This window comes from Sphingopyxis sp. (assembly GCF_016793825.1).
Taxonomy (GTDB): Bacteria; Pseudomonadota; Alphaproteobacteria; order Sphingomonadales; family Sphingomonadaceae; genus Sphingopyxis.
On sequence record NZ_JAEULM010000002.1, the window covers coordinates 60,893 to 75,171 of the forward strand.

The window sequence follows — 14,279 nt, forward strand, 5'->3', positions numbered from 1 at the left end:
ATTCGGATGTTGCCGTAAATAGCTTATTTACCCCCCGCCTCTAGGTCAGGGGCAATGGGGAAAGGTCGCACAAAACCCTCTATTATGCCTATCGATCGAACCGGCGAAGACCGGCCATCTCTGTTTGTCGGCTGGATCGACGCGCTTCCGGTTCCGGCGGCGCTGATCCGACCCCTTTCGCGTGGCAATTTCAGCCTCCATGCCAGCAACGCCGCATTCGACCGCCTGGGCCTTTCGCCTGCCGGCGTCGATGCACCGTTCGAACTTCGCCGCGCGATCGAACGCGCCACCCAGAATGACGGGGGCATCCAGGAATTTTCGTGCCGGCTGGGCATCGGGGTCGCGGCCCGCGACCTGCGCGGGTCGATCGGCCCGCTGTCCGAAGAAAGCGGCGACACGTCGCTGTTTCTCCTCACCCTGATCGATCGCACACAGGAAATGATGACCGAGCGCAACCTGCGCCGCGAACTTGTGTCCGACAGCCTGACCGGTCTCCCCAACCGCGCCGGCTTCGAAGAGCTGGTCGAAAAGCGGAGCGACACGGAGGGTGCGGGCGACCATGCGATCCTGCTGCTCGACCTGGCGCGCTTTTCGCGGATCAACCAGCATATCGGCCCGATGGCAGGCGACGAGTTGATCATCACCGTCGCGCGCCGCCTCAAATCAAGCCTGCGCAGCGGCGACATTCTCGCACGCACCGGCGGCGACGAATTCGCGATCTCGTCGCGTGTCGCAGGCGGCAAGGCCGACGTCCGCGAAATGGCGCGGCGCATCCGCGGCTGCTTCGACCATCCATTCCGGATCGGCGAGTTGAAGGTCAGCGTCGATTGCGCGCTGGGCTGTGCGATCCAGCCCACGACTGACACCGATATCGCCGATCAGATCCGCCATGCGCAGATCGCCCTGAAGCGGGCCAAACGCACCGATCGGATCGAAATCTACGAACCCGAAGCGGCGCTGCTTTCGGACAACCGTTTCGGCCTCGAAACCGAACTGCGCAACGCGATCGAACATGACGGCCTGCACCTCGACTTTCAGCCGCTGATCGAACTCGCCACCGGCACCGTTGCCGGTTTCGAGGCGCTTGCCCGCTGGAACACCGGGGCGGGACATTCGGTCTCGCCGACCGAATTCATCCCCGTCGCCGAGGATTCGGGGCTGATCGTTCCGCTCGGCCAGTGGGCGATCACCAAAGCCGCGGAGACGCTGGCCGATTGGGACCGCAAGAATGCGGGACAATCGGTCGATTGCTATATCTCGGTCAACGTCTCCGCGATCCAGCTTGTCCGCGACGATGTCGCCGCGGTCGTCCGCGACGCCCTCGCGGCCAGTGACGTCGGCGGTGAACGCCTGATGATCGAGCTGACCGAAAGCGCGATCATCGGCGACCCCGACCTGGCGCTTTCGGTGCTGAGCGAACTCAAGGCGTTGAACGCGCGGGTCGCGATGGACGATTTCGGAACCGGCTATTCCAATCTTGCCTATCTGCAGCGGCTGCCGCTCGATGTGCTCAAGATCGACCGCAGCTTCGTCGACCATATGGTCGAGGACCGCGACAAGGCGGCGATCGTTCGGACGATCCAGAGCCTGGCCGAGGTACTGGGAATGCGGACGACGGCAGAGGGGGTCGAGACCGCCGACCAGGCTCGGTTGCTGTCGGCGCTCGGCTGCGATTTCGGGCAGGGTTTCCTGTTCGCCCGGCCGATGGATAGCGCCGCCGCGCTTGCGTACTGGCGTCAGTCGCTGCTCCGCCCGATCATCTGATCGACGAGTTCCAGCGCACGCGGCCTGTCGGGGAAATCCTCCTCGACCCAGGCCTTCTCTACCGATTTCAGAATGCGCGCGACATCGGGTCCGGCGCTGACTCCGTGCATGATCACGTCGCGCCCCTTGACGGGAAGGACGGGAACCGCCCAGTTTTCCAACGTCCGAATCGCCGTGCTGGCCGACGCCGTGTCGCCGACGAGCAGGCGGACATCGCGCGCGGTTTCCAGCCCGACGGCATAGGCGAATTGCCGCACCGGCATCTCGGTCGTGCCGCGATGGGCGGCCAGCGCCGCCAGATGCTTGCGCTGTCGGGTCGAAAAGCGCAGCCGGCTCGCGACCTGATCGGCCATGGCGGCATCGGCCGGCAAAAGCGCCGAAAGCCGACGCAGCGGCGCCGGCGCGACCCCCGAAGCCGCTTCATTGGCAAGCAGCCGGTCGAGGGCGGCGGCGAAATCGGGCGCCAGTTCGGGCAGGATTACCTCGAAGATTCCATCACTTGCCATCTGCGCAACGATCGGCCGCGGATCGGCGAGCGACAGGATCTTGAGCAATTCATCGGCCACGCGCTCCCGCGACAGGCTTTTCAGCGACTGGCGCGCGGCAATGACTGCGGCATGGCTGACGGGTTCCAGATCGCCCCGGCCAAAGCGCGCCGCGAAGCGATAGAAGCGCAGGATGCGCAGATGATCCTCTGCGATGCGGGTCACGGCATCGCCGATGAAACGTATGCAACCCGCCTCCAGATCGGCGATGCCGCCGAACCAGTCGTCGACCCGGCCGCTGTCGGGGTCGCAATACAGCGCATTGATCGTGAAGTCGCGGCGGGCCGCATCCTCGCGCCAGTCCCCGGCAAAAGCGATCGTTGCGCGGCGGCCGTCGGTCTCGACGTCCCGGCGAAGCGTCGTGATTTCGTAGTGCTCGCCGCTCGCGATCGCGGTCACCGTTCCGTGCGCGATACCCGTGGGGATGACCTTGATATCGGCGGCCTCGAGCCGCTGCGTCACTTCCTGCGGCAGCAGCGGCGTCGCAAGGTCGATGTCGGTGACCGGCAGGCCGAGCAGCGTATCGCGCACCGCTCCTCCGACGACCCTGACGTCGCCCCCGTCGGCGCGCAGCGACGCGACGATGCGGCGCAGGCCGGCCGCCGTTCGCCATCCGGTGCCGGGAAGCGTGATCACCGGTGCCAGCCCGCGGGAAGTCGCCGCGCCAGGTTGATGATGATGTCCGCCGTCACGCCCCATATCCGCCGTCCCCGCCACGTCATGTCATAATAGCGGCGGTCCTGCCCCTGCCAATGCGCGTGATGTCGCTCATAATTCAGGGGATCGAACAAGGTGTCGAGCGGCACTTCGAACCACGCCTCGACTTCGTCCGGATTCGGATCGAGCGGAAGGTCGGGCGGGATCACGGCAAGCACCGGGGTGATGTGATAGCCGCTGCCCGATCGATAGGGTGTTGTCGTGCCGGCCACGGTGACGTCGCGGCGATGCAGCCCGATCTCTTCCTCGGCCTCGCGAAGCGCCGCATCGATCGCGTCGCGGTCCCCCGGGTCGATCTTGCCGCCGGGAAAGGCAACCTGTCCGGCGTGGCTGCGCAGCCATTGCGGACGCTGCGTCAGGATTACCCCGGGTTCGGGACGATCGGTAAGGGCGATCAGCACGGCGGCGTCGCGGAGCGGCTCACCATGCAGAAGATAGGATTCGTCCGATCCGGCGTCGGGGAGCAAATTGTCGAGCGCCGCGCGCAACTTCTCCGACAGCATCAGCCACCCACCAGCGGGAAGCGTATGCCGTTCGACCAGATGGCGGGGGCCTCGCCGTCCGCCGCGCCTGCCGAGGCGGACTCCGCCAGCGCCATCTCGGCGATCTCGTAATAGAGCGCGCGGTCGATCCGCGCCTCGAGACCGTTGCCGATCGCGCCGCGAACGTGAAGGCGCGGGTCGGGGTTGTCGATATCCCTGCCAAAGCGCAACGGATGGTCGGCGCCTGCCATCACCAGATCGTCGGTGTCGAGACGAAAGACGAGCCGACGCGCCTGCCCCACGCCCTCGCTCTTCATCTCGACCGCGCGAAAGGGAGTGTCCTCGACGGCGATCGTCAGCTTCTCGGCCGGGGTGACCAGAACATGGCGGCCATCCGCCTCGCGCCGCAGGATCGTCGAGAATAGCTTTACCATCGCGGGGCGGTTTATGCGGCCGCCTTCATGATACCAGCTTCCGTCGGCGCGAATCTCCATCGCGCTGTCGCCTTCGCGCTCAGGATGCCAGCTATCGACCGGCGGCAGCTTGCGCGCCGCAAGAAGCTCCGCGGCCTCGGCCAGCGAAAGCCGCGCGAAGTCTTTGGGAAGCGAAGGCGCCGGCGTGACCATCCCCCCGACATAGGATCGTAAGCGGTGGGCGCAAGCAAAGACGTCGCCTCCGCTCCGGGAGGAAGGGAGCGACCGATATCAGCGCGGTCCGATCATCCCCGCACCGCGCGGCAGCGCGTGCCCGTTCACCGCCCGCGCAAGCAGGCGGCGCTTCTCATAGGGACCGGGCAGATCCCATTCGCCCGTCGCGTCGGCGGTGAAATCGAAGAAGCGGCCATAATATTCGGGATCGCCGATCATCATCAGCGAGCTGTCGGCAGCGGTTTCGGCCGCATCGAGCATCCGCTGCATCAGGACGCGGCCATGCCCGCCGCGCTGGACGTCCGGCCGCACGGCGACGGGCCCGACCATGACGAGCGGCGTCGCCACGCCGTCCTCATTCCGATGAGCGACCGGCCAGCATTGGATCGTCCCGGTCAGGATGCCGCCGTCGACCAGCGCAAAACTCAGCGCCGCGACGACTTCCATCCCGTCGCGGATGCGATAGGCGGTTCGTCCAAAGCGATCCGTCCCGAACGCCGCGTCGAGCAGAGCCTCGACCGCCTGTGGTTCGATATCGGACAATGGAAGTAACTCGACCAACGCGCACCCTTTCGCTAATGCGGCGGCGCTTTAGGGACCGGGGCCTTGCTTGCAAAGCCCCGACGGACAGGATTTTCGCGTGACCGACACATTGTGGCTCGAAGTCGATGGCCTGACCGTCGACATATTGACCGGCATCTATTCCGAAGAAACGCACCTGCCGCAGCCGCTGCGCATCTCGGTACGCGCCAAGCTGACGATGGCTGATCATTATGATCCGACCACCCCGCTCAGCCGCTCGAAAAACTATATGCACCTCAAATTCGCGGCGACCGAAGGCATCCCCAAGGACGTTCATTTCGTGCTGATCGAAAGCGTCGCCGACCATATCATCGACACGCTCTTCCTTCAGGACGAGAAGGTCGAGGAGGTCGAGGTGAAGATCGTCAAGCTTGCGATCGCCGAGGAGGGCGAGGAGATCGGGATCACCATGCGGCGGGTGAGGAAGTGACGCAGAAGCTCGCTCTCGTCACGGGCGGGCTGCACCGCGTCGGCGCCGCGATTTCGGCGCGGCTCGCGCGCGAGGGCTATGCGCTGGCGCTGCACAAGCGAAGCGCCGCGGAAGCCGATCCGGTGCTGGCAGAAGCGATTGCGGAGACGGGCGTTCGGGCGCACCGCTTCGCCGCCGACCTTGCCGACCCGGCCGCCGTCGAAGCGCTGATTCCCGCGGTCGCGGAAAAATTCGGCCGCGTCCCGGATCTTCTGGTGAACAACGCGGCGCTGTTCGCCGAGGGCGAATGGCCGGACCTGTCGGCCGCCGCGCTCGCGACGATGATGCAGGTCAATCACCACGCGCCGGTGATGCTCGCCAAAGCACTTGTTGCGGCAAGCGAGGGCCGACGACCCGCGATCGTCAACATCGTCGATCAGCGCGTCGTTCATCCGGTTCCCGACCAGATCGCCTATAGCCTGTCGAAGTCGGCGCTGTGGCAAGCGACGGCGACGCTGGCCGTCGCTTTCGGCGGTCGCGCGCGCGTCAATGCCGTGGCGCCGGGCCTGACGATGGCGACCGACGATTATTCGGCGGCGCAGGTCGACCGGCTGGCGAAACGCATGCCGCTCGGCGCGCTGCCGACGCCGGCACAGATAGCCGACGCGGTCGCCTGGCTCGCTCGCGCCGAGGCCGTGACGGGGCAAACGATCTTCGTCGATGGCGGCGCCCATCTGGCGCCGCTGGGTCGCGATTTCGTCGCGCTCGACCGGGACTAGCTGGTCGAAAGCCCGATACCGACCCTTCCCGGCGGAGAGGGTCAATCATCGACATCAGTGAATGTGCACAGCCTTGGTCACAAGGTATCCGTCGAGCCCTTCGGGCCCGCTCTCGCTGCCGAAACCCGATTCCTTGATCCCGCCGAACGGCGCATCGAGGGCGGAAACGACGAAGCTGTTGACCCCGACCATCCCGCTTTCGATCGTGTCCACGATCCGGTTGATGCGGCGACCGTTCTCGGTGAAAGCGAAGGCCGCGAGGCCATAAGGTAGCCGGTTCGCCTGCTGGAGCGCCTCGTCCTCGCTGCCGAACGGGCGGATCAGCGCCATCGGGCCGAAAGGTTCATTGTTCATCGCATCGGCCTCGATCGGAACGTCAGCGATCGCGGTCGGCTGGAAGAAATAGCCGTTGCCCGTCGCCTCGCCGCCCGCGATCACGCGCGCACCCTTTGCCTTGGCGTCGGCGACCAGCGCCTCCAGCGCCGGAACGCGGCGTGCGTTGGCAAGCGGGCCCATCTGCGTGTCGGCGTCGAGGCCGCTGCCGATCTTCACCTTCGCCGTGCGCTCCGCAAAGCCCTTCACAAAGGCATCATAGATACCCTGCTGCACATAGAAGCGCGTAGGCGAGATGCACACCTGCCCGGCATTGCGGAACTTCTGCCACACCACCTTGTCGAGCGTCGCTTCGAGGTCGCAATCGTCGAAGATCAGCACCGGAGCATGGCCGCCCAGCTCCATCGTGATCCGCTTTACGCCATCGGCGGCGAGCTTCATCAGATGCTTGCCGACTGCCGTCGATCCCGTGAAGCTGACCTTTCGGATGACCGGGCTTGCCAGCAGGTGCCGGCTGATCTTGTCGGGGTCGCCATAGACGAGCTGAACGACGTCGCCGGGAATGCCGGCGTCGGCGATGCAACGCATGACCGCACTGGTGCAGCCCGGCGTTTCCTCGGGGGCTTTTGCGATCACGACGCAGCCCGCGGCAAGCGCCGGGGCGATCTTCTTGACCATCAGATTGACCGGGAAATTCCACGGGCTGAAGCCCGCAACCGGGCCCACCGGATGTTTGGTGACCATCGCGCGCTGGCCGACCGGGCGCTGAAGGACCCGGCCCTCGATCCGCTTTCCCTGCTCGGCGAAATAGGCGAACAATCCCGCCGCCGACAACACTTCGCCGCGCGCCTCGGCAATCGGCTTGCCCTGTTCGAGCGTCATCAGTGTCGCGATGTGGTCGGCGCGCTCGCGGATCAGCCCCGCGGCCTTGTGCATCAGCGCCGCGCGCTCGTCGGGCGTCTTCGCCCGCCACACCGGCCATCCGCGCTCCGCCGCCGCGAGCGCTTCGTCAAGGTCGGCCGTGGTGGCGACGGGCAGTCCCGCGATCGTGCCCGCCGTCGCCGGATTGAACACCGGCCGTTCGTCGCGCCCCTCCCCGCTCCGCCAGGCACCGTCGATGAAGAGCTGGAGGTCGGCGTCGTAGGTCGCGGTCATGTGGGGCTCCGTTCTGAGTAATCATCGTTGCGAGGAGCGAAGCGACGAAGCGATCGCCAGCTATCGGGATCGCATGAGGCCGGTGGCTGGTGATTGCTTCGCTTCGCTCGCAATGGCGAGCGCGATATAGGAACGCTTCAGCGATAGTTAAAGCTGATACTAATCCGTTCGCCCTTCCCCGCGTTGGGCATGACTTCATGCCGCAGCCAGCTCTCCCACAGGAAGACGCGACCGGCGGCAGGCTCGGCATAAATGAAGGGCAGCAGGTGCTCGGGCGCGTCCTCGCTGCGTCCCGGTGCCGCCATCAGCATCGGCAGCCGCGGATCCTCCAGCTTCAGCGCACCCGATCCCGGCGGGACGACGACATAGAAGGTCCCCGATACGATGCTGTGCGGGTGAATATGTCCGCTGTGCGTCCCGCCGGGTTTCAGGATGTTGACCCACAGGCTGTCGAGCTTCAGCGGTTTCGCAAGGTCGAAATGACAGGCCCTGGCAAAGGCCTTCACTTCCTTGTCGAGCAGGCGTTTCAGGTCATGGAACGCGGGATCGCGCTCGGGCAGGTCGCCGAGGCTGGCATAACTGGTATAGCCTTTGTAGCCATGATCGCGGCTCCACGCCCTTCCCGCGCGATCTTCTTCGGCGAACAGGCGGCAACTGGCCTCCAGCTCTTCAAGCAGATCGGGAGTGCCAACGTCGGCTTCGTAAAAATGGGTGGCGAAGAGCGTACGAACGGGCATGATGGGCGCAAAGCATAGGACAGGCGGAAGAGCAAGGGAGAGGATATGGCCGAGTTTGAACTGATCGCCGACGGGTTGCGGTTTCCCGAGGCGCCGGTCGTGATGGAGGACGGCAGCGTCATCGTCGTCGAGATCGAGCAGGGCCGGATAACCCGCTGCTGGCCCGGCGGCCGCAAAGAGGTTGTCGCGACACCCGGCGGTGGCCCCAACGGCCTGGCGATCGGCCCCGACGGCAAGCTTTACTGCTGCAACAACGGCGGGTTCCACTATGTCGAATCGAACGGCTATCTCGCCCCGCATGGCATCGCGGCGGATTATTCGGGCGGACGGATCGAACGCATCGATCTGGCCACCGGCGAGATCGAAACGCTGTACAAATCGGGCGACCATGGGGTGATCCTGCGCGGCCCGAACGACATCATGTTCGACGCGCACGGCGGCTTCTGGTTCACCGATCACGGCAAGGTCGATTATGCGAAGCGCGCGCACGACATCGTCGGCATCTTCTATGCCAAGGCCGATGGCAGCTTCATCGAGGAGGTGATCTTCCCGTCGAACAATCCGAACGGGGTTGGCCTGTCGCCCGACGGCAACACGCTTTATGCCGCCGAAACTTACACCTGCCGTCTGATGAAGTTCAACATCGTGGCCCCCGGCAAGGTCGCGCCCGATGCGGGCCCCGGTGGTCCCGGCATCCCGCTCTATCGCCCGGCGGGCTATAAATTCTTCGACAGCCTCGCGATGGAAGCCAACGGCAACATCTGCGTCGCGACGATCGGCGAATGCGGGATCAGCGTCATCTCGCCCACGGGCGACCTTGTCGAATTCGTCGCGACCGACGATATCTTCACGACCAACATCGCGTTCGGCGGCCCGGACATGCAGGACGCCTATCTGACGCTGTCGGGCACCGGCCGGCTGGTCAAGACGCGCTGGAACCGACCGGGGTTGAAACTGCAATATTAGGGTCAGGATCCCAGGGGAACTATGCACGAAGAAACGCACGCCGTTACGCGGATCGGCTGGCTGCGCGCCGCGATCCTGGGCGCCAACGATGGAATCGTCTCGACCGCCAGCCTGATCGCGGGCGTCGCGGCCGCCGGGGCGACGCAATCGTCGATCCTCGTCACCGGCACCGCGGGCCTCGTCGCCGGGGCGATGTCGATGGCGGCGGGCGAATATGTCTCGGTGAGTTCGCAGGGCGACGCCGAAAAGGCCGACGTCGAGCTGGAAAAACGGCACCTCGCCGCCGACCCGGAGTTCGAGCTGGAGGAGCTCACCCAAATCTACCAGCAGCGCGGCCTCGACCGCAGCCTTGCCGAGCGGGTCGCGGTAGAATTGACGGCACATAATGCACTCGACACCCATTTGCGAGACGAACTGGGCATGACGGACGAAATGGCGGCGCGACCGGTACAGGCGGCGGTGGCCTCTGCCGCCAGCTTCTCGGTCGGTGCCGCCCTTCCCCTCGCAACGGTCTTCATCGATCAGGGTGCATCGCTACCCTGGACGGTATCCGGCGCATCGCTGATTTTCCTCGCGCTGCTTGGGGCCCTCGGCGCGCGCGCGGGGAAGGCGCCGATGCTGCGGCCGGTGGCTCGTGTAACCTTCTGGGGTGCGATGGCCATGGCCGCGACGATCGCCATCGGTTCGCTGTTCGGCGCTGCCGCCTAGCGCCGTTCCAGCCATTCACGGAGCGCGACCGCATTGTTCCGTGCCATATTCTTCGCGGCATAGAGCAACGTCACCGGCCCGGCCTGTATCGCCGCTTCGAGCACGAAAAGCGCCGCCGCCCTATCCTCGCTCTCTGCGTCGAGTTCCGCGAAATAGTCCAGCCGGAACGCATCCCAGGCTTCGTCCGAATCCGCTGTTTCGCCGTGGAAGCGCTTGCGCAGCGCATCACTGGGCGCGAGCGGCTTCAGCCATGCGGCCAGTTCCGCCTTGTCCTTCGCAATGCCGCGCGGCCACAACCGATCGACCAGGAAGCGCGCACCGTCACCTGCCTCCGGCGCGTCATAGATCCGCTTTACCGCGATTGTCAGTGCCCTCGTCATCTGCAAGACTATCGGCCATCCCGTATCGACGGGCAAGACTATCGGAGGGGTCCGGATATGAATTGGGCGATTAACATCGACCGCGACGACGTCACGCAAGCCGAGCTGGTCGCCGATCCGCCCGCGTCGCTGGCGTCCGGGCAGGTCCGCGTGACCCTCGACAGCTATGCGATGACCGCGAACAACATCACCTATGCGGTGTTCGGCAAGCCCGCCGGCCTGTTCGGCAACGATCAGGGCTATTGGGACTTCTTTGCCGAGCCGTGCACGCCCGGCCGCCTGCCCGTCTGGGGCTTTGCCACCGTCGCCGAAAGCGCCGCCGACGGCATCGCGCCCGGCGATCGCTTCTATGGTTATTTCCCGATGGCGAGCGAGGCGATCCTGACTGCGGGACACGTCGGCGCCGGGGGCTTCACCGACGTCACGCCGCGCCGCACTACGTTGCCGCCGATCTATAACCAGTATCAGCGGATCGAAGCGCTGCCCGATTACCGTGCCGCCGACCATGATTACTGGCCGGTCTTCCGCCCGCTCTTCCTCACCGGCTGGCTGATCGCGGACCAGTTCGAGGACGAGGGAGATTATGGCGTCCAGCAGATCCTGATCGCCAGTGCATCGAGCAAGACCGCGATAGGGCTCGGCTTTTCGCTCGCACAACGCGCCAGCCGCCCCGAAACCATCGGGCTGACCAGCGCCGCCAATGTCGACGCACTGGCCGCGCAGGGGATTTACGATCGCGTGATCGCCTATGACCAGATCATGACGCTCAACGCCGCGACGCCTGCCGCGCTGGTCGACATGGCGGGCAACGGAGCGGTCACGCGCGTCGTCCACAGCCATTTCGGCAACCAGCTCAAGGCGTCGATCATCGTCGGGAAGTCTCACTGGGACGCTCAGGGAGATGCCGGGGCGCTGCCCGGCCCCGAACGGCAGGGTTTCTTTGCCCCCGGCCGCAGCCAGAAACGCATCGCCGACTGGGGCGGTGCAGCTTTCGGCAAAAAGATCGCCGAAGCATGGCTCGCCTTCATGGACGTCGTCCCCCGCCTCGCCCATATCGACAAACGCAGCGGCGGAGAGGCCGCCATCGATGCCTATAAGGAAATGCTGTCGGGTCGCGCCGATCCCAGAGCGGGGATCATCGTCGAACCCTGACCAACCCCGAAAGAATATCCGATGCTTCGTTCGCTTTCCCTTGCCGTCGCGGCCGCGCTGCTTCTGCCCGTCGCGAGCCATGCCGAACCCACGCCTGCAAAGGCGCCGCGCAAGCTTGATCTCGCCGATCGGGTAGCGGGCACCTATAAGGGCGCGGTTGCGTCCGACGCGCGCGGATCGTCGAGGGATAACGTCACGATCACCGTCACCCGCGTCGGGGCGAACAAGGTCGAGATCCGGTCCGACTATGCCCGCATCCCGACGGTCACCATCGCGCTTGAAAAGGCAATGGATGCGATCCTCGCGGCGAACGGCCCCTACACCTTCCTGCTCGATACGGTGCGCTCGCCGGACCGGCTCGACCTCAGCATCGACGACGCCAGCTGGTATGGCACGCGCGTGAAATAACGCGGCCCGCGCCTTCGCGTTTGACGTTAACGTCAATCTGCGCTCTAGCCGCGCCATGTCTCGCTACACCCACGTCATATTCGACTTTGGCGGCGTCATCACCGCCTCCCCCTTTGAAGCCTTCAACCGGCTGGAGGACGAACGTGGCCTGCCGCGCGATTTCGTACGGCGCGTGAACGCGGCCAACCCCGACGACAACGCCTGGGCCAAGTTCGAGCGAGCCGAAATCGACGCCGCGACCTTCGATACTCTGTTCGCGGCCGAAGCGCGCGCGCTGGGGCATGATCTGGCAGGCGAGGCTGTCCTCGCCGTCATCGCGGGCGCCGTCCGGCCGGCCATGGTCGCGGCGCTCGACACGCTGAAGGCCAAAGGGTTCGGCATCGCCTGCATCACCAACAACGTGCCGGGAGGCAAGATGGGCATCCAGGGCGCGGGCATGACCCGCAGCGCCGAGGCCGCAGTCGAGGTTGCAAGTATCATGGCACGGTTCGACCATGTCATTGAATCGAGCAAGGCTGGCGTGCGCAAGCCCGACCCGCGCATCTATCTGATGATGTGCGAAGCGCTGGGCGTCGAACCCGCCGCCTGCATCTATCTCGACGACCTCGGCATCAACTGCAAACCCGCAAGCCAGCTTGGGATGCACGCGATCAAGGTGACAAGCGGCGAGCAGGCGCTCGCCGACCTGTCCGACGCACTGGGTATTTCGTTGCCCTAATGCGCCAGCAACAGCGGTATCCGGCCGCTGGTCAAAAGATATTGGGTCACCCCGCCAAAGATCGTCTCGCGGAGGCGGCTGCGGCCAAAGGCGCCCATCACGATCAGCCCGGCGCCCATCGCGAGCGCTTCCTTTTCCAGGCGTTCCTCGACCGTATCGCCGCCGCGATCGACCGTCTTCAGCTCGGCGTGGATTTCATGGCGCGACAGATAGCGCAGCGCATCGGTGGCCGGAAAATCGCCGTCATCGCCGCCGACGGACACCAGCACGACTTGCCGGCCGCCCAGCAGCGGAAGGGCTGCGCGCAAAGCGTGCGCCGCCTGGGAACTACCGTTCCAGGCGACCATCGCCGGCGTCTCGCAATCGAGCGACCCGGTGCCGCGCGGCAGCGCCAGAACGGGCGCGGCGGCCGTGACCGCAAGGTCGCCGGCCAGCATCGGTAACGCATTGCCCCGCGGCCCGTCCTTCGCGGCGGGCAGGCTGACCACTGCCAGATCGGCGAAGGTCGCCGCTCCCGCGAGCGCGCCGACGATGTCGCCGTCGGCCATCGCGATGTCCCACGGCGCATCCTCGTTCGCGAGTCGTTTGGCCAGCCGGCTTTCGAGCGCGATATCGTCGGCCTGCGCCGCAGCCAGCGCTTCGGCGGCAAAATAGGTGCCGCCGAACGGATCGAAGCTGACGAACTGTTGCAACGGCGTCGCGATCAGCAGCGTCATATGCCCCTGAAAGCGGCGCGCCAGGTCGAGCGCGACCTGCAATCTGTCCTCACAGGCGGAATCATTGTCGGCATGAACCAGTATCGTGCGCATGGAGAGCCTCCTTTTGTTGTCCAATAAGGAAGACCATGCGCCGCGCCGCGCGGCGATTCATTGACCGGCGTCAATAGCCGGCGCGATGCGCAGGCGCGCCGCCTGCTCGAAAATCCGGACCAGCACCGGCTCGGTATCGGCGACCCGCATCGCGACGTGGAATTCAACGGGTGCCGGCGGCGGCATCCCGGCAAGCGCGACCAGCGCCCCGCGCGCGACCTCGCCGCGCACCATCGGTTCCGGGAAAATCCCGACCCCGCCGTCCGCGAGCGCGATGTCGATCATCATCCGGGCATTGTTGCAAAGGTTCAGCGATCGCGGCGCGATTCGCGAAGCGTCGATCGCGTCGCGCATCCGGCCGTGGATCGGCGAATGGCTGGCAAGCGACCAGACCGGCACCGGCGGTGCCTCGCCGTCCGCGCCGAACGCCGCGGCGACCGCCGGGCTGGCGAGCCAGACGAGTGCGACCTTGCCGATCGGGCGCGACGTCAGCGCCGGGTGCGCGACCGGCCCCGCGGCGAACGCCATGTCGGTGCGGCCGGTGAGCAACTGCTGGATCAGGTTCGCGGTCAGGTCGATCTCGATCTCCAGCCCGACCCCCGGCATTTCCTCCTTCAGCGCGGCGACGAACGGCGGCAGGCAGCTCGCCGCCGCAATCTCGCCGGCGCCGATGCGCACCACGCCGCTCGCCTCGGCAAAGCCGCCGCTCCCCAGCAGCGCCCGCTCCATGTCGCGAAGCAGCGGCGCGCAGTCGCGCACCAGCTTGCGACCCGCCGGGGTCAGCGACATCGCCCGTCCGTCGCGGCGGAAAAGCGCCGACCCCAGCCGCTGCTCCAGCTCGCGCATCCGGGCCGAAACCGCCGGCTGGGTAGTATTGAGCCGCTCCGCCGCCGCCGAGAAAGTACCGAGCCGATCAATCCAGAGCAGCGTTTCGAGATGATAAAAGGCGATGCGATTGATCGACATTGTTTATCAATACCCTAAAAAC

17 protein-coding genes are annotated in these 14,279 nt (G+C 65.8%); 8 read left to right on the forward strand and 9 right to left on the reverse strand.

Going from position 1 to position 14,279, the window contains the following annotated elements; translation table 11 throughout:
* The first annotated feature begins 84 nt into the window (after positions 1-84).
* Positions 85-1,764 carry an EAL domain-containing protein gene (locus JNM03_RS00355; RefSeq protein WP_294033519.1) on the forward strand — a complete coding sequence of 560 codons (1,680 nt, stop codon included), beginning with the start codon at positions 85-87 and terminating at the stop codon, positions 1,762-1,764.
* Here JNM03_RS00355 and JNM03_RS00360 read toward each other — a convergent pair.
* From JNM03_RS00360 to JNM03_RS00375, 4 genes are all read right to left on the reverse strand, one after another.
* Positions 1,737-2,945, reverse strand: a complete 1,209-nt coding sequence (locus JNM03_RS00360) for a CCA tRNA nucleotidyltransferase (protein ID WP_294033521.1) — start codon at positions 2,943-2,945, stop codon at positions 1,737-1,739. The two genes, JNM03_RS00355 and JNM03_RS00360, sit on opposite strands and share 28 nt — an antisense overlap.
* Positions 2,942-3,529 carry a CoA pyrophosphatase gene (locus tag JNM03_RS00365; protein ID WP_294033523.1) on the reverse strand — a complete coding sequence of 196 codons (588 nt, stop codon included), beginning with the start codon at positions 3,527-3,529 and terminating at the stop codon, positions 2,942-2,944. The genes JNM03_RS00360 and JNM03_RS00365 overlap by 4 nt, the downstream gene beginning before the upstream one ends.
* The gene (locus JNM03_RS00370) at positions 3,529-4,134 is read right to left on the reverse strand and encodes a DUF1285 domain-containing protein (RefSeq protein WP_294033525.1); all 606 of its coding nucleotides are present in this window, start codon (positions 4,132-4,134) and stop codon (positions 3,529-3,531) included. Before JNM03_RS00370 ends, JNM03_RS00365 begins: the two co-directional genes overlap by 1 nt.
* A 78-nt stretch (positions 4,135-4,212) precedes the next feature.
* Positions 4,213-4,698: a GNAT family N-acetyltransferase gene (locus JNM03_RS00375; RefSeq protein ID WP_294033527.1), complete on the reverse strand. Its 486-nt coding sequence runs from the start codon at positions 4,696-4,698 to the stop codon at positions 4,213-4,215.
* A gap of 97 nt (positions 4,699-4,795) precedes the next feature.
* Here JNM03_RS00375 and JNM03_RS00380 point away from each other — a divergent pair, with 97 nt between their 5' ends.
* Together JNM03_RS00380 and JNM03_RS00385 are read left to right on the forward strand one after the other, a co-directional pair.
* Entirely contained in the window at positions 4,796-5,167 is a 372-nt protein-coding gene (locus JNM03_RS00380) for a dihydroneopterin aldolase (RefSeq protein ID WP_294033528.1), read from the forward strand.
* Positions 5,164-5,925, forward strand: a complete 762-nt coding sequence (locus JNM03_RS00385) for an SDR family oxidoreductase (protein WP_294033529.1) — start codon at positions 5,164-5,166, stop codon at positions 5,923-5,925. Before JNM03_RS00380 ends, JNM03_RS00385 begins: the two co-directional genes overlap by 4 nt.
* A gap of 54 nt (positions 5,926-5,979) precedes the next feature.
* Here JNM03_RS00385 and JNM03_RS00390 read toward each other — a convergent pair whose 3' ends face one another.
* On the reverse strand, positions 5,980-7,413 hold the full coding sequence (locus JNM03_RS00390; protein WP_294033530.1) for an NAD-dependent succinate-semialdehyde dehydrogenase: 1,434 nt from the start codon (positions 7,411-7,413) through the stop codon (positions 5,980-5,982).
* 137 nt (positions 7,414-7,550) lie between these two features.
* Positions 7,551-8,150, reverse strand: a complete 600-nt coding sequence (locus JNM03_RS00395; RefSeq protein ID WP_294033531.1) for a TIGR02466 family protein — start codon at positions 8,148-8,150, stop codon at positions 7,551-7,553.
* 45 nt (positions 8,151-8,195) lie between these two features.
* On the opposite strand from JNM03_RS00395, the gene JNM03_RS00400 reads away from it, so the two are divergent.
* Both JNM03_RS00400 and JNM03_RS00405 read left to right on the forward strand, forming a co-directional pair.
* On the forward strand, positions 8,196-9,116 hold the full coding sequence (locus JNM03_RS00400) for an SMP-30/gluconolactonase/LRE family protein (protein ID WP_294033532.1): 921 nt from the start codon (positions 8,196-8,198) through the stop codon (positions 9,114-9,116).
* Between the two features lie 21 nt (positions 9,117-9,137).
* Positions 9,138-9,824 carry a VIT family protein gene (locus JNM03_RS00405; protein WP_294033533.1) on the forward strand — a complete coding sequence of 229 codons (687 nt, stop codon included), beginning with the start codon at positions 9,138-9,140 and terminating at the stop codon, positions 9,822-9,824.
* On the opposite strand, the gene JNM03_RS00410 is transcribed toward JNM03_RS00405, so the two are convergent.
* On the reverse strand, positions 9,821-10,204 hold the full coding sequence (locus JNM03_RS00410) for a DUF488 domain-containing protein (RefSeq protein ID WP_294033534.1): 384 nt from the start codon (positions 10,202-10,204) through the stop codon (positions 9,821-9,823). The genes JNM03_RS00405 and JNM03_RS00410 overlap by 4 nt on opposite strands.
* Before the next feature lie 57 nt (positions 10,205-10,261).
* On the opposite strand from JNM03_RS00410, the gene JNM03_RS00415 reads away from it, so the two are divergent.
* From JNM03_RS00415 to JNM03_RS00425, 3 genes are read left to right on the forward strand one after another with little or no spacing between them, the layout of a single operon-like run.
* A complete protein-coding gene (locus JNM03_RS00415) occupies positions 10,262-11,356 on the forward strand; it encodes a DUF2855 family protein (protein ID WP_294033536.1) in 1,095 nt (364 codons plus the stop codon).
* Between the two features lie 21 nt (positions 11,357-11,377).
* The gene (locus JNM03_RS00420; protein WP_294033538.1) at positions 11,378-11,764 is read left to right on the forward strand and encodes a hypothetical protein; all 387 of its coding nucleotides are present in this window, start codon (positions 11,378-11,380) and stop codon (positions 11,762-11,764) included.
* 55 nt (positions 11,765-11,819) lie between these two features.
* Positions 11,820-12,482, forward strand: a complete 663-nt coding sequence (locus JNM03_RS00425) for an HAD-IA family hydrolase (RefSeq protein WP_294033540.1) — start codon at positions 11,820-11,822, stop codon at positions 12,480-12,482.
* Here the strand turns inward: JNM03_RS00425 and JNM03_RS00430 are convergent.
* Positions 12,479-13,291: a universal stress protein gene (locus JNM03_RS00430; RefSeq protein ID WP_294033542.1), complete on the reverse strand. Its 813-nt coding sequence runs from the start codon at positions 13,289-13,291 to the stop codon at positions 12,479-12,481. The genes JNM03_RS00425 and JNM03_RS00430 overlap by 4 nt on opposite strands.
* 57 nt (positions 13,292-13,348) lie before the next feature.
* Entirely contained in the window at positions 13,349-14,257 is a 909-nt protein-coding gene (locus JNM03_RS00435) for a LysR family transcriptional regulator (RefSeq protein ID WP_294033543.1), read from the reverse strand.
* Between the last annotated feature and the right edge of the window lie 22 nt (positions 14,258-14,279).

Coding starts and splice junctions, on each gene's coding strand:
- JNM03_RS00355 (WP_294033519.1), top strand. CDS start 85: ATGCCTATCGATCGAACCGGCGAAGACCGGCCATCTCTGTTTGTCGGC.
- JNM03_RS00365 (WP_294033523.1), bottom strand. CDS start 3,529: ATGCTGTCGGAGAAGTTGCGCGCGGCGCTCGACAATTTGCTCCCCGAC.
- JNM03_RS00370 (WP_294033525.1), bottom strand. CDS start 4,134: ATGGTCACGCCGGCGCCTTCGCTTCCCAAAGACTTCGCGCGGCTTTCG.
- JNM03_RS00390 (WP_294033530.1), bottom strand. CDS start 7,413: ATGACCGCGACCTACGACGCCGACCTCCAGCTCTTCATCGACGGTGCC.
- JNM03_RS00395 (WP_294033531.1), bottom strand. CDS start 8,150: ATGCCCGTTCGTACGCTCTTCGCCACCCATTTTTACGAAGCCGACGTT.
- JNM03_RS00400 (WP_294033532.1), top strand. CDS start 8,196: ATGGCCGAGTTTGAACTGATCGCCGACGGGTTGCGGTTTCCCGAGGCG.
- JNM03_RS00405 (WP_294033533.1), top strand. CDS start 9,138: ATGCACGAAGAAACGCACGCCGTTACGCGGATCGGCTGGCTGCGCGCC.
- JNM03_RS00410 (WP_294033534.1), bottom strand. CDS start 10,204: ATGACGAGGGCACTGACAATCGCGGTAAAGCGGATCTATGACGCGCCG.
- JNM03_RS00415 (WP_294033536.1), top strand. CDS start 10,262: ATGAATTGGGCGATTAACATCGACCGCGACGACGTCACGCAAGCCGAG.
- JNM03_RS00420 (WP_294033538.1), top strand. CDS start 11,378: ATGCTTCGTTCGCTTTCCCTTGCCGTCGCGGCCGCGCTGCTTCTGCCC.
- JNM03_RS00425 (WP_294033540.1), top strand. CDS start 11,820: ATGTCTCGCTACACCCACGTCATATTCGACTTTGGCGGCGTCATCACC.
- JNM03_RS00430 (WP_294033542.1), bottom strand. CDS start 13,291: ATGCGCACGATACTGGTTCATGCCGACAATGATTCCGCCTGTGAGGAC.
- JNM03_RS00435 (WP_294033543.1), bottom strand. CDS start 14,257: ATGTCGATCAATCGCATCGCCTTTTATCATCTCGAAACGCTGCTCTGG.